This window comes from Streptomyces sp. NPDC051677 (genome assembly GCF_044453465.1).
In the GTDB taxonomy this organism is placed as follows: Bacteria; Actinomycetota; Actinomycetes; order Streptomycetales; family Streptomycetaceae; genus Streptomyces.
In genome coordinates this window covers 12,615-28,713 of the sequence record NZ_JBITCT010000059.1, presented here as the reverse complement: position 1 = coordinate 28,713, position 16,099 = coordinate 12,615, and the positions used below count along the sequence as shown (strand labels likewise).

The following is a 16,099-nucleotide window of genomic DNA, read 5'->3' as shown; positions in this document are numbered from 1 at the left end:
GCCCGAGAGGGCAGCCGCACACCCGCGACCACCCAGCCCCCTCAGCCGATGTCCGGCGGATCGACCCGCACCCGAACAACGTCCTCCCCACCCCGAGTCGCCCGGGAAGCCCGAGCCATCCGAGCCGCCTGCGCCGCCTTCAACGCGGCAGCCAGCGCAGCGCCCCTGCCCGGCGGCACCCGGATCAACGCCCGCTCCCACAGCTCCCCGGGCGGCGGCGCCCCCGGCCGTCGAGGCCGCCCCGCCGGAGCGGCCGGCACCGGAACCGGCCCCAGCACCTCCGCCTCCCGAGGCAGTTCGACAGCCTCCAGGAACGCGCCCACCGCCTCCGCCGTCCCCGACACCGCCGCCATCCGCGACACCGGTGGAAACCCCAGCTCGGCGCGCTCGGCGAGCTCCCGCACGGCGTGCCCCACAGGGTCCCAGCGCACCAGCGCCTGCACGGGCCGCAGCGTGGGCTCGGCGACGACGACCACGGTCCCCCCGTCCTGCTGCGGCCGCACGAGCGCGGCGGCCGCGATCCAGCGACGCAGCGCGTCCTCCCCGGCCCGCAGGTCGGGCCGGCCGAGCATGGCCCAGCCGTCCAGCAACAGCGCGGCCGCGTAGCCGCCCTCGGCGACCGGCTCGGCCCCGGGCGTGGACACGACGAGCGCGGGCGCCCCCGGCACGGTGTCCAGCACCTGCTCCCGCCCCGACGTACGCACCGGAACGGCGGGGAACGCCCGCCCCAGCTCCTCGGCGGTCCGCCGCGCCCCCACGATCTGGGCCCGCAACCGCAACGAGCCGCACTCCGGGCAGCGCCAGGCGCTTTCCTCGCGCCCGCACCAGCCGCACCACAACGCGCTGCCCCCCGCGCCCCCGTCCCGTGCCTCCAACGGCCCGGAGCAGTGCCGGCAGCGGGCGGCGGCACGGCATTGCGCACACGCCATCCGCGGCACGTACCCCCGCCGGGGGACCTGCACCAGCACCGGCCCGTGCCGCAGCCCTTCCCGGACCGTCTGCCAGGCCAGGGTGGGCAGCCGGGCGGCCCTGGCGGCCTCGTCCCGGGCGAGATCCTGGTCGCCCACGGTCCGCACCAGCGGAGCGGAGCGCCGCACCTCCTCCCGTGCGGCGACCAACGGCCGCGCCCATCCGCTCTCCACGAGTTGGGCGCCCTCCACCGTGCAGCTCCAACCCCCCATCAGGAAACCGCACTTGTCCTGCGCGGCCCGCAGCAGCAGCACCTCCCGCGCATGGGGCTGCGGCGCGTGCTGCTCGCTGTGGCTGTCGTCCCCGTCGTCCCAGAGCGCGACCAGCCCGAGGTCCTGAACCGGCGCGAACATCGCGGCGCGCGTTCCGACGACCGCCCGCACCGACCCGCGTCGCACCGCGAGCCACTCCCGGTACCGCTTCTCGGGTCCGGCGTCCGCGGTGAGCAGCGCATGGCGGCCGTCCCCCAGCAGCGCCGTCAGCGCCGCGTCCACCCGCGCGGCGGCCCGCCCGTCCGGTACGACGACCAGGGCCCCGCGCCCGGAGGCGAGCGCCGCGGCGACGGCCCGCGCCAGGGCCTCGCTCCACTCGGGGCCGGGCAGCGCGTTCCACACGGCCCGCGGCGCGCCCCCGGACGCCAGCGACTCGAGGAACGCGCCACCCCGCTCGTACCGCGCCCAGGACCCGGCCTCCGGCGCGCTCGGCGGGGGCAGCGACGCGGGCGAGGGCCGCTGCTCGGCGCGCGCGTTGCGCGGCGGCACGGCGAGTTGCAGCACGTCGGCGAGGCTCCCCGCATACCGGTCGGCGACGGCCCGCGCCAGCCCCAGCAGCTCCTGGCTCAGCACCGGCTCGGGCGACACCACCTGGGCGAGCGCCGCGAGCGGCCCCGAGTAGTCCGACGCGGCGAGCCGCTCGATGAGGAACCCGTCGATGAGCCCGCCGCCCTCGCGGCGCCCTTCCCTGACCCGCCCGCGACCGGCCCCGAACCGCACCCGCACCCGCACCCCCGGCTGTGCGTCCGCGTCCAGCTCGGCCGGCACCGCGTAGTCGAAGTAGCGGTCCAGGTGCAGCACGCCCTTGTCGACGAGCACCCGCGCGACGGGCAGTTCCTCGGCCAGTGCGGCCCCCCGCCACGTCCGGGGCTTGGCCCGCGGCGCCTTGGCCTGCCGCACGCTTTCCCGAATCAGCGCGAGCTGCTCCGGCGGGGCGCCCTCCCCGGCCGCCCCACCGCCCCCCTGCTCGTTCTCGCTGCTCACGCCTGCATTCTTACCAAACGCCACTGACAACGGGCGCCCGCGGACGCTCCACCCTCCAAGCGCGCGCCCGCGCCCCGCCCAGGACGAGGTCGGCTCCCGGGACCACCAGGTCCCGGGAGCCGACGTCGTCTACAGGTGTTTCCGCCCGGCGAGCCGAGAGGAGTCCTGGCGCCAACCGCTTGTCAGATCCCCGCGGCCTTCCGCAGCGCCTCCACGCGGTCCGTGCGCTCCCAGGTGAAGTCGGGGAGCTCGCGGCCGAAGTGGCCGTACGCGGCGGTCTGCGCGTAGATCGGGCGGAGCAGGTCGAGGTCGCGGATGATCGCGGCCGGACGCAGGTCGAAGACCTCGTCGATGGCCTTCTCGATCTTCTCGACGTCCACCTTGGCCGTGCCGAAGGTCTCGACGAAGAGGCCGACCGGCTCGGCCTTGCCGATCGCGTAGGCGACCTGGACCTCGCAGCGGGCCGCCAGACCCGCCGCCACCACGTTCTTCGCCACCCAGCGCATCGCGTAGGCCGCCGAGCGGTCGACCTTGGACGGGTCCTTGCCCGAGAAGGCGCCGCCGCCGTGGCGGGCGAAGCCGCCGTAGGTGTCGATGATGATCTTGCGGCCGGTGAGGCCGGCGTCGCCCATCGGGCCGCCGATCTCGAAGCGGCCGGTCGGGTTGACCAGCAGCCGGTAGTTCTCGGTGTCGAGCTTGATGCCGTCGTCCAGCAGCGCCTTCAGCTCCGGCTCCACGACGAACTCGCGGATGTCGGGCGCCAGCAGGGAGTCCAGGTCGATGTCGCTCGCGTGCTGCGAGGAGACGACGACCGTGTCGAGGCGGACGGCCTTGTCGCCGTCGTACTCGATGGTGACCTGGGTCTTGCCGTCGGGGCGCAGGTAGGGGATGGTCCCGTTCTTGCGGACGTCCGACAGGCGCTTGGAGAGGCGGTGCGCCAGGAAGATCGGCAGCGGCATCAGGGTCGGCGTCTCGTCGGAGGCGTAGCCGAACATCAGGCCCTGGTCGCCGGCGCCCTGCTTGTCGAGCTCGTCGTCGTCGCCCTCGACCCGGGACTCGTACGCCGTGTCCACACCCTGGGCGATGTCCGGGGACTGCGCGCCGATGGACACCGACACGCCGCAGGAGGCGCCGTCGAAGCCCTTCTTGGAGGAGTCGTAGCCGATCTCGAGGATCTTGTCGCGCACGAGCTGGGGGATCGGCGCGTAGGCCTTGGTGGTGACCTCACCGGCCACGTGCACCAGACCGGTCGTGATCAGGGTCTCGACGGCGACCCGGGAGGTCGGGTCCTCGCGCAGCAGGGCGTCGAGAATGGTGTCGCTGATCTGGTCAGCGATCTTGTCGGGGTGACCCTCGGTCACAGACTCCGAAGTGAACAGGCGACGGGACACAACGCTCCCTGGGGTTGCAGCGGCTGCTGGCTGATCATTGGCGGACGCGACGGGAGCTGCGCCCGGCGTCGTCCGAGAACAGTTTATCGGTCGTGCCCCACCACCGGCCCACCTGTCTCGCCTCTCGGGAGTGCTGTGACCTGCGGCACGAGCATTCTGCCGAATGCCCGGCAGCGTTGGCCAGGGGTGCCACACCCGATTCGAGCGAGCCGCGAGGAAACGGCGATGCGCATCAAACAGTCAGGTCAGGCGGGCCGTCACCAGGTCCCACACGATTTCGGCCAGGGCCTCCTTCGGGCCGTGCGGCACCGGGGTCTCACTCCCGTCGGCCCCCAGAACAAGCGCCTCGTTCTCCTCGGAGCCAAATGTGCGACGCTCCCCCACCTCGTTCACCACCAGCAGATCGCAGCCCTTGCGCCGCAGCTTCGTCCGGCCGTTGGCGAGGACGTCGTCGGTCTCGGCGGCGAAGCCGACAACCACCTGATTGGGGCGCGCCCGGTCGGCGGAGATCTCCGCGAGGATGTCCGGATTCCGTACGAGAACGATGGGTTCCGGTTCCTGGCCGTCCTTCTTCTTGATCTTTCCCGCCGCGTACGTCTGTGGCCGGAAGTCGGCCACGGCGGCGGCCATGACGACCGTGTCGGCGTCCCCGGCGGCCTTCAGGACGGCCTCGCGCAGCTGTACGGCCGTGCCGACCTGGACGACGTCGACCCCGGCGGGGTCGGGCAGCCCGGTGTTCGCGGCGATCAGCGTGACGCGGGCGCCGCGCGCGGCGGCGGTGCGGGCCAGGGCGTAACCCTGCTTGCCGGAGGAGCGGTTGCCGAGGAAGCGGACCGGGTCGAGGGGCTCGCGGGTGCCGCCGGCGCTGACGACGACGTGCCGGCCGGCGAGGTCGGGTTCGCGCACTCCCCTGGCCAGGACGCGGCGGCAGACCTCGAAGATCTCGGCCGGGTCGGGCAGCCGCCCCTTGCCGGTGTCGACGCCGGTGAGGCGGCCGACGGCCGGCTCGATGACGACGGCGCCCCGGCGGCGCAGCGTCGCCACGTTCTCCTGGGTGGCCGGGTGCTCCCACATCTCGGTGTGCATGGCGGGGGCGAAGACGACCGGACAGCGGGCGGTGAGGAGGGTGTTGGTGAGGAGGTCGTCCGCGAGGCCGTGGGCGGCCTTGGCCAGCATGTCGGCCGTGGCCGGGGCGACGACCACCAGGTCGGCGTGCTGGCCGATGCGGACGTGCGGGACCTCGTGGACGTCGTCCCAGACCTCCGTGGAGACGGGGTGGCCGGACAGGGCGGACCAGGTGGCGGCGCCGACGAAGTGCAGCGCGGAGGCGGTGGGGACGACGCGGACGTCATGACCCGACTCCGTCAGTCTGCGCAGCAGCTCGCAGGCCTTGTAGGCGGCGATGCCCCCACTGACCCCCAGAACGACCTTCGGCTTGTGCACCGTCTCTCCCCGGACCTCGACCTCGTACGCCGCGGCTCCCGGCGTACGAGTCCATCAGACACCACAGGCCCGGCAGTCATGCTGCCGGGCCTGTGGAAAAACCAACTGCGAGCCGAAAATACTACTGCGCGGGGCCTTCGACGGCCTCGGACGTCAGCAGCCCCGCATTGATCTCGCGGAGGGCGATCGAGAGCGGCTTCTCGTGGACGTGGGTGTCGACGAGCGGACCGACGTACTCAAGGAGACCCTCGCCGAGCTGCGAGTAGTACGCGTTGATCTGGCGGGCCCGCTTGGCCGCGTAGATCACGAGGCTGTACTTCGAGTCGGTGGCCTCGAGGAGCTCGTCGATCGGCGGGTTGATGATGCCCTCGGGCGCGGAGATGGAAGAGGACACGCTCTACCTTCCGATGGATGGGAAAAGAATGGTCGTGATCACACGACATCCATCAAGGCTAGCAGCTCACGCGCCACGTCCTCGACGGAGGTGTTGACCAGGGTCACGTCGAACTCCGGCTCGGCCGCGAGTTCGATCTTCGCGGCCTCCAGCCGGCGCTCGATGACCTCGGGCGGTTCGGTGCCCCGCCCGGTGAGTCTGCGCACGAGCTCCTCCCAGGAGGGAGGAGCCAGGAACACCAGCTGGGCCTCGGGCATGGATTCGCGGACCTGCCGGGCGCCCTGGAGGTCGATCTCCAGGAGGACCGGCTCGCCCGACTCCAGGCGCTCCAGTACGGCGGCGCGCGGAGTGCCGTAGCGGTTGCCGGCGAACTCCGCCCACTCCAGCAGCTCGCCGTTGGCGATCAGCTTGTCCATCTCCTCGTCGGTGACGAAGAAGTAGTGGACTCCGTGCTTCTCGCCGGGGCGGGGCTTACGGGTCGTGGCCGAGACCGAGAGCCAGACCTCGGGGTGTTCCTTGCGCATATGGGCGACGACCGTGCTCTTGCCGACCCCGGAGGGGCCGGAGAGCACGGTCAGCCGCGGACGTACGTCCGGGGGCTCGGGGGTCGTCCCCCGGAATGTTGCAGCCATGCAGCGATTATTCCAGCAATCCCGGAGTGCCCGGGACTCCCTTCCCGCAGGACCCGGGAATCAGGAGCCGGTGCTGCCGAACTCACGCTCCAGGGAGGCGATCTGGTTGGAGCCGAGACCACGCACGCGGCGGCTCTCGGAGATGCCGAGTCGCTCCATGATCTGCTTGGCGCGGACCTTGCCCACGCCCGGGAGTGACTCCAGGAGGGCGGAAACCTTCATCTTGCCGATGACGTCGTTTTCCTGACCCTGCTTGATGACCTCGTGAAGGGAGGCGCCGGAGTGCTTCAGTCGATTCTTGACCTCGGCCCGCTCCCGGCGAGCCGCGGCGGCCTTTTCGAGCGCGGCTGCGCGCTGTTCGGGGGTAAGGGGCGGAAGAGCCACGCCTACGTCACCTCGGATGTCGAACTGTCGGATACGGACCGGTGAGGAACCTAGTCGCCCCACACCTGGTGAGCCACGAGCAACACGCTTGCCCGTTCACTCTCCGTCGGAGACTAGCGGCCAACTCCGCCGGAGTCAGCGAGAACAGAGGAAAAGTCCTGGTCAGCCTCCGTAGGGCCAGACATTTAAGACATACTGCCCCGGATTTGAGGATGTATCCAGGCTCAAGTCGGCTCAGGGCCGCCCGACCGAGCCCCCGGTCGGGCGGTCGGAGCCCCTCAGGCGGAGGCCACGGCGGCGCGCACCTCTCGCGCGAACCGCTCCACGCCGTCACGCAGCGCGACGACGTCGGGACCCTGACGCAACACTCCCCGGCTGATGTTCGGCACGACGTTGCGCAGCGCCGACCCGAAGACCCGGGGAAGGTCGGCCGGGGTCGCCCCCTGGGCGCCGACACCGGGCGCGAGGAGCGGACCGTTGATGTCGAGGTCGTAGGACGACAGGTCGCCCAGCGTGGCGCCGACGACCGCCCCGAAGGAGCCCAGCGGCTCCTCCCCCACGTTCTCGGCGGCCAGGTGCGCCAGCATCGTCGCGCCGACGTTGCGGCCGTCGGCCCGCACCGCGTGCTGGACCTCGCCGCCCTCCGGGTTGGAGGTCAGCGCCAGCACGAACAGCCCGGCGCCGCTCTCGCGGGCCAGCGCCACCGCCGGCGACAGGGATCCGTAGCCGAGGTACGGCGAGACGGTGAGGGCGTCGGAGAACAGCGGGGCGTCCGGGTGCAGGAAGGCCTCGGCGTAGGCGGCCATGGTCGAGCCGATGTCGCCGCGCTTGGCGTCCATCACGACCAGGGCGCCGGCCGCCCGCGCATCCTGGACCGTCTTCTCCAGGACGGCGACCCCGCGCGAGCCGAACCGCTCGAAGAAGGCGCTCTGCGGCTTCAGCAGGGCCACCCGGTCCGCCGTCGCCTCCACGACCGTGCGGCTGAACCGCTCCAGGCCGGCGATGTCGTCGTTCAGTCCCCACTCGGCGAGCAGGGAGGCATGCGGGTCGATGCCGACGCACAGCGGGCCGCGCTCGTCCATCGCGCGACGCAGCCGCGCGCCGAAGGGCTCCGGGGTCATGCCGTCTTCCTCACGTCGGCGCCGACCGCGTCGGCGAGGGTGGCGTGGGGACTCGTCCGCAGGCGGGCGGCGAGCCCCTTGTGGATCGCGCGGCCCCAGAAGGGCCCCTCGTAGATGAAGGCGCTGTAGCCCTGCACCAGCGTGGCGCCGGCCAGGATGCGCTGCCAGGCGTCCTCGGCGTTCTCGACGCCGCCGACGCCCACGAGGGTGATGCGGTCGCCCACGCGCGCGTAGAGGCGGCGCAGCACCTCCAGGGAACGGGCCTTGAGGGGTGCCCCGGACAGGCCGCCGGTCTCCTTCACCAACGAGGGGTCGGACGCCAGACCAAGGCCCTCGCGCGCGATGGTGGTGTTCGTGGCGATGATCCCGTCCAGGCCCAGCTCGACGGCCAGGTCGGCGACCGCGTCGACGTCGTCGTCCGCCAGGTCCGGGGCGATCTTCACCAGCAGCGGGACGCGCCGCGAGGTCACCGTGCGGTCGGCGGCCTCGCGGACGGCGCTCAGCAGCGGCCGCAGCGCCTCGGTGGCCTGGAGGTTGCGCAGCCCCGGGGTGTTCGGCGAGGACACGTTGACGACCAGGTAGTCGGCGTACGGCGCGAGCCGCTCGGTCGACTTCACGTAGTCGCCGACGGCCTCCTCCTCCGGTACGACCTTGGTCTTGCCGATGTTGACGCCCACCACGGGCTTGAAGACCGGCTCACGCGAGGCGAGGCGCGCGGCGACGACCAGCGAGCCCTCGTTGTTGAACCCCATGCGGTTGATGAGCGCCCGGTCCTGCACGAGCCGGAACAGCCGCTTCTTGGGGTTGCCGGGCTGCGGCTCGCCGGTGACGGTGCCGATCTCGACGTGGTCGAAGCCCAGCATCGACATCCCGTCGATCGCGACGGCGTTCTTGTCGAAGCCGGCAGCGAGCCCGAAGGGGCCGTGCATGCGCAGCCCGAAGGCCTCGGTGCGCAGCTCCTTGTGGCGGGGCGCGAGGGCGGCGGCGACGAAGGTACGCAGCACGGGGATGCGGGCGGCGCGCCGGATCCAGCGGAAGGCCAGGTGATGGGCCTGCTCCGGGTCCATCCGCCGGAAGACGAGATTGAAGAAGATCTTGTACATGGTTCCCTCATGCAGAGGGGGACACCGTTTCCGGTGTCCCCCTCGTCGGCTGCTAGTCGCGGGCCGCGGTCAGGTGTTCCGCGTGTTCCTGGAGCGAGCGGACGCCCACGTCCCCGTGGTTGAGGGCGTCGATGCCCTGGACGGCGGCGGCGAGCGCCTGGACCGTCGTCAGACACGGCACGGACCGCGCCACGGCCGCCGTACGGATCTCGTAGCCGTCGAGGCGGCCGCCGGTGCCGTACGGGGTGTTGACGATGAGGTCGACCTCGCCGTCGTGGATGAGCTGGACGATGGTCTTCTCGCCGTTCGGGCCGGGGCCCTCGGACTGCTTGCGCACGACCGTGGCGTTGATGCCGTTGCGCTTGAGGACCTCGGCGGTGCCGGAGGTGGCGAGCAGCTCGAAGCCGTGGCCGACCAGCTCGCGCGCCGGGAAGATCATCGAGCGCTTGTCGCGGTTGGCGACCGAGATGAACGCGCGGCCCTTGGTGGGCAGCGGGCCGTACGCCCCCGCCTGCGACTTGGCGTACGCCGTGCCGAAGACGGAGTCGATGCCCATGACCTCGCCGGTGGAGCGCATCTCCGGGCCGAGGACGGTGTCGACGCCGCGCCCGGAGGTGTCCCGGAAGCGGGTCCACGGCATCACGGCCTCCTTGACGGAGATCGGCGCGTCCAGCGGCAGCTCGCCGCCGTCGCCGGTGGCCGGGAGCAGCCCCTCGGCGCGCAGCTCGGCGATGCTCGCGCCCAGCGAGATCCGGGCGGCGGCCTTCGCCAGCGGCACCGCGGTCGCCTTCGAGGTGAAGGGGACCGTGCGGGACGCGCGCGGGTTGGCCTCCAGCACGTAGAGGATGTCGCCGGCCATCGCGAACTGGATGTTGATCAGGCCGCGGACGCCGACGCCCTTGGCGATCGCCTCGGTGGAGGCGCGCAGCCGCTTGATGTCGAAGCCGCCCAGGGTGATCGGGGGCAGGGCGCAGGCCGAGTCGCCGGAGTGGATGCCGGCCTCCTCGATGTGCTCCATGACGCCTCCGAGGTAAAGCTCGGTGCCGTCGTAGAGCGCGTCGACGTCGATCTCGATGGCGTCGTCGAGGAAACGGTCGACGAGGACCGGCCGGGTGGGGCTGATCTCGGTCGACTCGGCGATGTAGGACGACAGCCGGGTCTCGTCGTAGACGATCTCCATGCCGCGCCCGCCGAGGACGTAGGACGGCCGGACGAGGACGGGGTAGCCGATCTCGTCGGCGATGGCCTTGGCCTCGGCGAAGGTGGTGGCCGTGCCGTGCTTCGGGGCCGGCAGGCCGGCCTCGGCGAGCACGCGCCCGAAGGCGCCCCGGTCCTCGGCCGCGTGAATGGCCTCCGGAGGCGTGCCCACGATCGGCACGCCGTTGTCCTTCAGCGCCTGCGCCAGACCGAGCGGGGTCTGGCCGCCGAGCTGGACGACGACACCGGCGATCGGCCCGGCCTGCGCCTCCGCGTGGACGATCTCCAGCACGTCTTCCAGCGTCAGCGGCTCGAAGTACAGGCGGTCGGAGGTGTCGTAGTCCGTGGAGACGGTCTCCGGGTTGCAGTTGACCATCACGGTCTCGTACCCGGCGTCGGACAGCGCGAAGGAGGCGTGGACGCAGGAGTAGTCGAACTCGATGCCCTGGCCGATGCGGTTCGGGCCGGAGCCCAGGATGATCACCGCGGGCTTCTCGCGCGGCGCGACCTCGCTCTCCTCGTCGTAGGAGGAGTAGAAGTACGGCGTCTTCGCGGCGAACTCGGCGGCGCAGGTGTCGACCGTCTTGTAGACCGGGCGGACGCCCAGCGCATGCCGGACCTCGCGCACGACGTCCTCGCGCAGACCGCGGATCTCGGCGATCTGCTGGTCGGAGAAGCCGTGCCGCTTGGCCTCGACGAGCAGCTCGCCGTCCAGGCGGTCGGCGGCGGCCAGGTCGTCGGCGGTCTCCTTGATGAGGAAGAGCTGGTCGACGAACCAGGGGTCGATCTTCGTGAACTCGAAGACCTCCTCGGGGGTGGCGCCCGCGCGGATGGCCTGCATGACGGTGTTGATGCGGCCGTCGGTGGGCCGGACCGCCTCGCGCAGCAGCTCGTCCTTGTCGCCGGGCGCGCCGACGAAGGTGAACTGGCTGCCCTTCCTCTCCAGCGAGCGCAGCGCCTTCTGGAAGGCCTCGGTGAAGTTGCGGCCGATGGCCATGGCCTCGCCGACCGACTTCATGGTCGTCGTCAGCGTGGAGTCGGCGCTCGGGAACTTCTCGAAGGCGAAGCGCGGGGCCTTCACGACCACGTAGTCGAGCGTCGGCTCGAAGGAGGCCGGGGTCTCCTGCGTGATGTCGTTCGGGATCTCGTCGAGGGTGTAGCCGACGGCGAGCTTGGCCGCGATCTTGGCGATGGGGAAGCCGGTCGCCTTGGAGGCGAGGGCCGAGGAACGCGACACGCGCGGGTTCATCTCGATGACGATCACGCGACCGTCCTCGGGGTTCACCGCGAACTGGATGTTGCAGCCGCCGGTGTCGACGCCGACCTCGCGGATGACCGCGATGCCGATGTCGCGCAGGATCTGGTACTCGCGGTCGGTCAGCGTCATCGCGGGCGCGACGGTGATCGAGTCGCCGGTGTGCACGCCCATGGGGTCGAAGTTCTCGATGGAGCAGACGACCACGACGTTGTCGTGCTTGTCGCGCATCAGCTCCAGCTCGTACTCCTTCCAGCCGAGGATGGACTCCTCCAGGAGCACCTCGGTGGTCGGCGACAGCGTGAGGCCCTGCCCGGCGATGCGGCGCAGCTCCTCCTCGTCGTGGGCGAAGCCGGAGCCGGCGCCGCCCATGGTGAAGGAGGGGCGGACGACGACGGGGTAGCCGCCGAGCGTGTCCACGCCGGCGATGACCTCGTCCATGGTGTGGCAGATGACCGAGCGGGCGGACTCGCCGTGCCCGATCTTCTTGCGGACCTCTTCCACGACCTCCTTGAACAGGTCGCGGTCCTCGCCCTTGTTGATGGCCTCGACGTTGGCGCCGATCAGCTCGACGCCGTACTTCTGAAGGACGCCGTTCTCGGAGAGCGAGATGGCCGTGTTGAGGGCCGTCTGGCCGCCCAGGGTGGGCAGCAGGGCGTCGGGGCGCTCCTTGGCGATGATCTTCTCGACGAACTCGGGGGTGATCGGCTCGACGTAGGTGGCGTCGGCGATCTCCGGGTCGGTCATGATCGTCGCCGGGTTGGAGTTCACAAGGACCACGCGCAGGCCCTCGGCGCGCAGGATGCGGCACGCCTGGGTGCCGGAGTAGTCGAACTCGGCGGCCTGGCCGATGACGATCGGGCCGGAGCCGATGACCAGGACGGACTGGATATCGGTGCGCTTAGGCACGCTGGCCCTCCATCAGGGATACGAAGCGGTCGAACAGGTAGGCGGCGTCGTGCGGGCCCGCTGCCGCTTCGGGGTGGTACTGGACGGAGAAGGCCGGCTGGTCGAGCAGCTGCAGCCCCTCCACGACGTCGTCGTTCAGGCAGACGTGGGAGACCTCGGCGCGGCCGAACTTCGTCTCGCTGACCTGGTCGAGCGGCGCGTCGACGGCGAAGCCGTGGTTGTGCGCGGTGACCTCGACCTTGCCGGTCGTACGGTCCTGGACGGGCTGGTTGATGCCCCGGTGGCCGTACTTCAGCTTGTAGGTGCCGAAGCCGAGGGCGCGGCCGAGGATCTGGTTGCCGAAGCAGATGCCGAACAGCGGCGTCCTGCGCGCGAGCACGGCGGTCACCAGGGCGACGGGACCGTCGGCGGTGGCCGGGTCGCCGGGGCCGTTGGAGAAGAACACCCCGTCCGGGTCGACGGCGTAGACGTCCTCCTCGGTGGCGGTCGCCGGGAGCACGTGCACCTCGATGCCGCGCTCGGCCATGCGGTGCGGGGTCATGCCCTTGATGCCGAGGTCGACGGCGGCGACGGTGAACCGCTTCTCGCCGACCGCCGGGACGACGTAGGCCTCCTTGGTGGCGACCTCCTCGTAGAGGCTCGCGCCCTTCATGTGCGGCTGGGCCTGCACGCGCGCGAGGAGCTCGGAGTCGGCGGCGATCGCCTCGCCGGAGAAGACGCCGGCGCGCATCGACCCGCGCTCGCGGAGGTGGCGGGTGAGGGCGCGGGTGTCGATGCCGGAGATCCCGACGACGCCCTGGGCGACGAGCTCGTCGTCCAGGGAGCGCTTGGCGCGCCAGTTGGACGGCACGCGCGCGGGGTCGCGCACGACGTAGCCGGAGACCCAGATGCGGCTGGACTCGTCGTCCTCGTCGTTCCAGCCGGTGTTGCCGATCTGCGGGGCGGTCGCGACGACGATCTGGCGGTCGTAGGACGGGTCGGTCAGGGTCTCCTGGTAGCCGGTCATGCCGGTGGAGAACACCGCTTCGCCGAAGGTCTCCCCCACGGCCCCGTAGGCACGGCCGCGGAAGATCCGGCCGTCCTCCAGGACGAGTACGGCGGGAGTCTTCGCGACTCCCCTGGTGGAGGTCGTCATCGTGCGCCTTCCGTCGTGTTGTTCTTGATCATGGAATTGATGGCCTCGACCCACTCGGCGTGCTCGGCCGCGTGGTCGGACCGGAAGCCGGAGTCGATCAGCTTGTCGCCGTGCGCCCAGGTCACCACCAGCAGTCCGCCCTCGGTGAGGACCTTGCCGGCGATGCCCTTGCCGAGCAGCGCCTCGCGCAGCGCGCCGACGGGGACGAAGAAGTCGGTCGCGCCGGGGCGTACGACGTCCAGTCCCGCGTCCGTCAGGGTGAGCTCGACCCGGCTGCGGGCGCCCAGGCCGTGCGCCACGATGCGGTCGAGCCACTGCCCGGCGGTGGTGGAGCCGTGGTAGCGGCCTCTCATCGTCAGTCTCGCCTCGCCGGGCTCGGACGGCGCGGTGGGCAGCTCGGGGAGGTCGCCCTGGAGCGTGCCGCGCCACTTCCAGCCCTCGCGCATCAGCCAGTACACGAGCGCGACGAACAGACCGAGGCCGACGACCCAGCCGACTCGTGCGGCCCAGTCGGTCACCGCGGCGGATTCCTTCTCGGCCGCGAGCAGTAGTGCAGCAGATGTCACGTGAGCTTCCCGTCGACGAGCGTGGCCTTGCCCCGGAGCCACGTGTGCGTGACACGGCCCGGCAGCTCACGCCCCTCGTACGGGGTGTTGCGGCTGCGCGAGGCGAAGCCCGCGGGGTCCACGGACCCACGGTATTCCGTGTCGACGAGCGTGAGGTTGGCGGGCTCACCTGCCGAGACGGGGCGGCCGTGCCCCGTGGCCTGCCCGATGCGGGCGGGCGTGCGGGACATGCGGTCGGCGACCCCGGCCCAGTCGAGGAGCCCGGTCTCCACCATCGTCTCCTGGACCACTGACAACGCGGTCTCCAGGCCGACCATGCCCATGGCGGCCGCAGCCCACTCGCAGTCCTTGTCCTCGTGCGGGTGCGGGGCGTGGTCGGTGGCGACGATGTCGATCGTGCCGTCGGCGAGGGCCTCGCGCAGGGCGAGCACGTCGCGCTCGGTGCGCAGCGGCGGGTTGACCTTGTAGACCGGGTTGTAGGACCGGACCAGCTCGTCCGTCAGGAGCAGGTGGTGCGGGGTGACCTCGGCGGTGACGTCGATGCCGCGGGACTTGGCCCAGCGGACGATCTCGACCGACCCGGCGGTGGAGAGGTGGCAGATGTGGACGCGGGAGCCGACGTGCTCGGCGAGCAGGACGTCCCGGGCGATGATCGACTCCTCGGCCACCGCGGGCCAGCCCCCGAGCCCCAGCTCGGCGGAGACGACGCCCTCGTTCATCTGGGCGCCCTCGGTAAGCCGCGGTTCCTGCGCGTGCTGGGCGACGACCCCGCCGAAGGCCTTCACGTACTCCAGGGCGCGGCGCATGATCACCGCGTCGTCGACGCACTTGCCGTCGTCGGAGAAGACGGTGACACCGGCGGCCGACTCGTGCATGGCGCCCAGCTCGGCGAGCTTCTTGCCCTCCAGGCCGACCGTGACGGCGCCGATGGGCTGCACATCGCAGTAGCCGTGCTCGCGGCCCAGGCGCCAGACCTGCTCGACGACGCCGGCGGTGTCGGCGACGGGGAAGGTGTTGGCCATGGCGAAGACGGCCGTGTAACCGCCGGAGGCCGCGGCACGCGTACCCGTCAGCACGGTCTCGGAGTCCTCGCGGCCGGGCTCGCGCAGATGCGTGTGCAGGTCGACCAGCCCCGGCAGCAGGACCTTGCCGGCGGCCTCGACGACCGTCGCGCCCTCGTCGGACAGGCCCGCGCCCACGGCCTCGACGACCTCGCCGTCGATGAGGACGTCCTGCGGCTCCCCGCCGAGCACCTTCGCACCACGGATCAGGATCTTGCTCATGTGCTTACTTCTCCTCGGTGGTACGGGCGTGGGCGACGGCGGGCACGTCTTTGGAACTGAACACAGCGCCGCCCAGGAGCAGGTAGAGGACGGCCATCCGGATGGACACGCCGTTGGCGACCTGCTCGACGACGGTGCAGCGCTCGGAGTCGGCGACCTCGGCGGTGATCTCCATGCCGCGGACCATCGGGCCGGGGTGCATCACGATGGCGTGCTCGGGCATCTTCGCCATGCGGTCGCCGTCGAGGCCGTAGCGCCGCGAGTACTCGCGCTCGGTCGGGAAGAACGCGGCGTTCATCCGCTCCCGTTGCACGCGCAGCATCATCACCGCGTCGGACTTGGGCAGCGTGCTGTCGAGGTCGTACGACACCTCGCAGGGCCAGCTCTCGATGCCGACCGGGACGAGGGTGGGCGGGGCGACCAGGGTGACCTCGGCGCCGAGGGTGTGCAGCAGGTCGACGTTGGAGCGGGCGACCCGGCTGTGCAGGACGTCGCCGACGATCGTGATGCGCTTGCCGGCGAGGTCCTGCCCGATCCCGGCGTCCCGGCCGACCAGGCGGCGGCGCATGGTGAAGGCGTCCAGGAGGGCCTGGGTGGGGTGCTGGTGGGTGCCGTCGCCGGCGTTGACGACGGCCGCGTCGATCCACCCGGAGGTGGCCAGGCGGTACGGCGCTCCGGAGGCGCCGTGCCGGATGACGACGGCGTCGACGCCCATGGCCTCCAGCGTCTGCGCGGTGTCCTTCAGGGACTCGCCCTTGGACACGGAGGAACCCTTGGCGGAGAAGTTGATGACGTCCGCGGACAGGCGCTTCTCGGCGGCTTCGAAGGAGATACGCGTGCGCGTGGAGTCCTCGAAGAACAGGTTGACGATGGTGCGGCCGCGCAGGGTCGGCAGTTTCTTGATGGGCCGGTCGGCGACCCGGGCCATCTCCTCGGCGGTGTCGAGGATCAGGACGGCGTCGTCGCGGGTGAGGTCGGCGGCCGAGATGAGATGACGCTGCATCTGTCAGGCTCCGTAAGGCAGTTCATGGGGAGAAAGCGGGCAGGCAGGGGCATGACGG

Annotated in this window: 13 protein-coding genes; all 13 read right to left on the bottom strand. The window is 71.5% G+C overall.

Features of this window, described 5'->3' with window-relative positions; genetic code table 11:
• Positions 1–41: 41 nt before the first annotated feature.
• The 13 genes from ACIBAF_RS42240 to ACIBAF_RS42180 all read right to left on the bottom strand — a co-directional run bounded on the left by ACIBAF_RS42240 (position 42) and on the right by ACIBAF_RS42180 (position 16,041).
• A complete protein-coding gene (locus tag ACIBAF_RS42240; protein ID WP_399470898.1) occupies positions 42–2,225 on the bottom strand; it encodes a primosomal protein N' in 2,184 nt (727 codons plus the stop codon).
• Between the two features lie 182 nt (positions 2,226–2,407).
• Positions 2,408–3,616, bottom strand: coding sequence for a methionine adenosyltransferase (gene metK / locus ACIBAF_RS42235; RefSeq protein ID WP_334583217.1), 1,209 nt, complete (start codon positions 3,614–3,616; stop codon positions 2,408–2,410).
• Positions 3,617–3,856: 240 nt separating this feature from the next.
• Positions 3,857–5,059 (bottom strand): bifunctional phosphopantothenoylcysteine decarboxylase/phosphopantothenate--cysteine ligase CoaBC, encoded by a 1,203-nt coding sequence (gene coaBC, locus ACIBAF_RS42230; RefSeq protein ID WP_399470896.1) that lies wholly within the window; start codon positions 5,057–5,059, stop codon positions 3,857–3,859.
• A 121-nt stretch (positions 5,060–5,180) separates the two neighbouring features.
• On the bottom strand, positions 5,181–5,453 hold the full coding sequence (gene rpoZ / locus ACIBAF_RS42225) for a DNA-directed RNA polymerase subunit omega (protein WP_003988945.1): 273 nt from the start codon (positions 5,451–5,453) through the stop codon (positions 5,181–5,183).
• A gap of 38 nt (positions 5,454–5,491) precedes the next feature.
• Complete coding sequence (gmk, locus tag ACIBAF_RS42220; protein WP_399470894.1) at positions 5,492–6,085, bottom strand: guanylate kinase; 594 nt, start codon at positions 6,083–6,085, stop codon at positions 5,492–5,494.
• Between the two features lie 60 nt (positions 6,086–6,145).
• Positions 6,146–6,469: an integration host factor gene (locus ACIBAF_RS42215; protein ID WP_003977346.1), complete on the bottom strand. Its 324-nt coding sequence runs from the start codon at positions 6,467–6,469 to the stop codon at positions 6,146–6,148.
• A gap of 278 nt (positions 6,470–6,747) precedes the next feature.
• On the bottom strand, positions 6,748–7,590 hold the full coding sequence (pyrF, locus tag ACIBAF_RS42210; RefSeq protein ID WP_399470892.1) for an orotidine-5'-phosphate decarboxylase: 843 nt from the start codon (positions 7,588–7,590) through the stop codon (positions 6,748–6,750).
• Entirely contained in the window at positions 7,587–8,693 is a 1,107-nt protein-coding gene (locus tag ACIBAF_RS42205; RefSeq protein WP_399470890.1) for a quinone-dependent dihydroorotate dehydrogenase, read from the bottom strand. The genes pyrF and ACIBAF_RS42205 overlap by 4 nt, the downstream gene beginning before the upstream one ends.
• 52 nt (positions 8,694–8,745) lie before the next feature.
• The gene (gene carB, locus ACIBAF_RS42200; protein ID WP_399470888.1) at positions 8,746–12,054 is read right to left on the bottom strand and encodes a carbamoyl-phosphate synthase large subunit; all 3,309 of its coding nucleotides are present in this window, start codon (positions 12,052–12,054) and stop codon (positions 8,746–8,748) included.
• A complete protein-coding gene (carA, locus tag ACIBAF_RS42195; RefSeq protein ID WP_399470886.1) occupies positions 12,047–13,189 on the bottom strand; it encodes a glutamine-hydrolyzing carbamoyl-phosphate synthase small subunit in 1,143 nt (380 codons plus the stop codon). The genes carB and carA overlap by 8 nt, the downstream gene beginning before the upstream one ends.
• Entirely contained in the window at positions 13,186–13,755 is a 570-nt protein-coding gene (locus tag ACIBAF_RS42190) for a hypothetical protein (RefSeq protein ID WP_399470884.1), read from the bottom strand. The genes carA and ACIBAF_RS42190 overlap by 4 nt, the downstream gene beginning before the upstream one ends.
• Positions 13,752–15,038 (bottom strand): dihydroorotase, encoded by a 1,287-nt coding sequence (locus ACIBAF_RS42185; protein WP_399470882.1) that lies wholly within the window; start codon positions 15,036–15,038, stop codon positions 13,752–13,754. The genes ACIBAF_RS42190 and ACIBAF_RS42185 overlap by 4 nt, the downstream gene beginning before the upstream one ends.
• Positions 15,039–15,042: 4 nt before the next feature.
• Entirely contained in the window at positions 15,043–16,041 is a 999-nt protein-coding gene (locus ACIBAF_RS42180) for an aspartate carbamoyltransferase catalytic subunit (RefSeq protein ID WP_399470880.1), read from the bottom strand.
• Between the last annotated feature and the right edge of the window lie 58 nt (positions 16,042–16,099).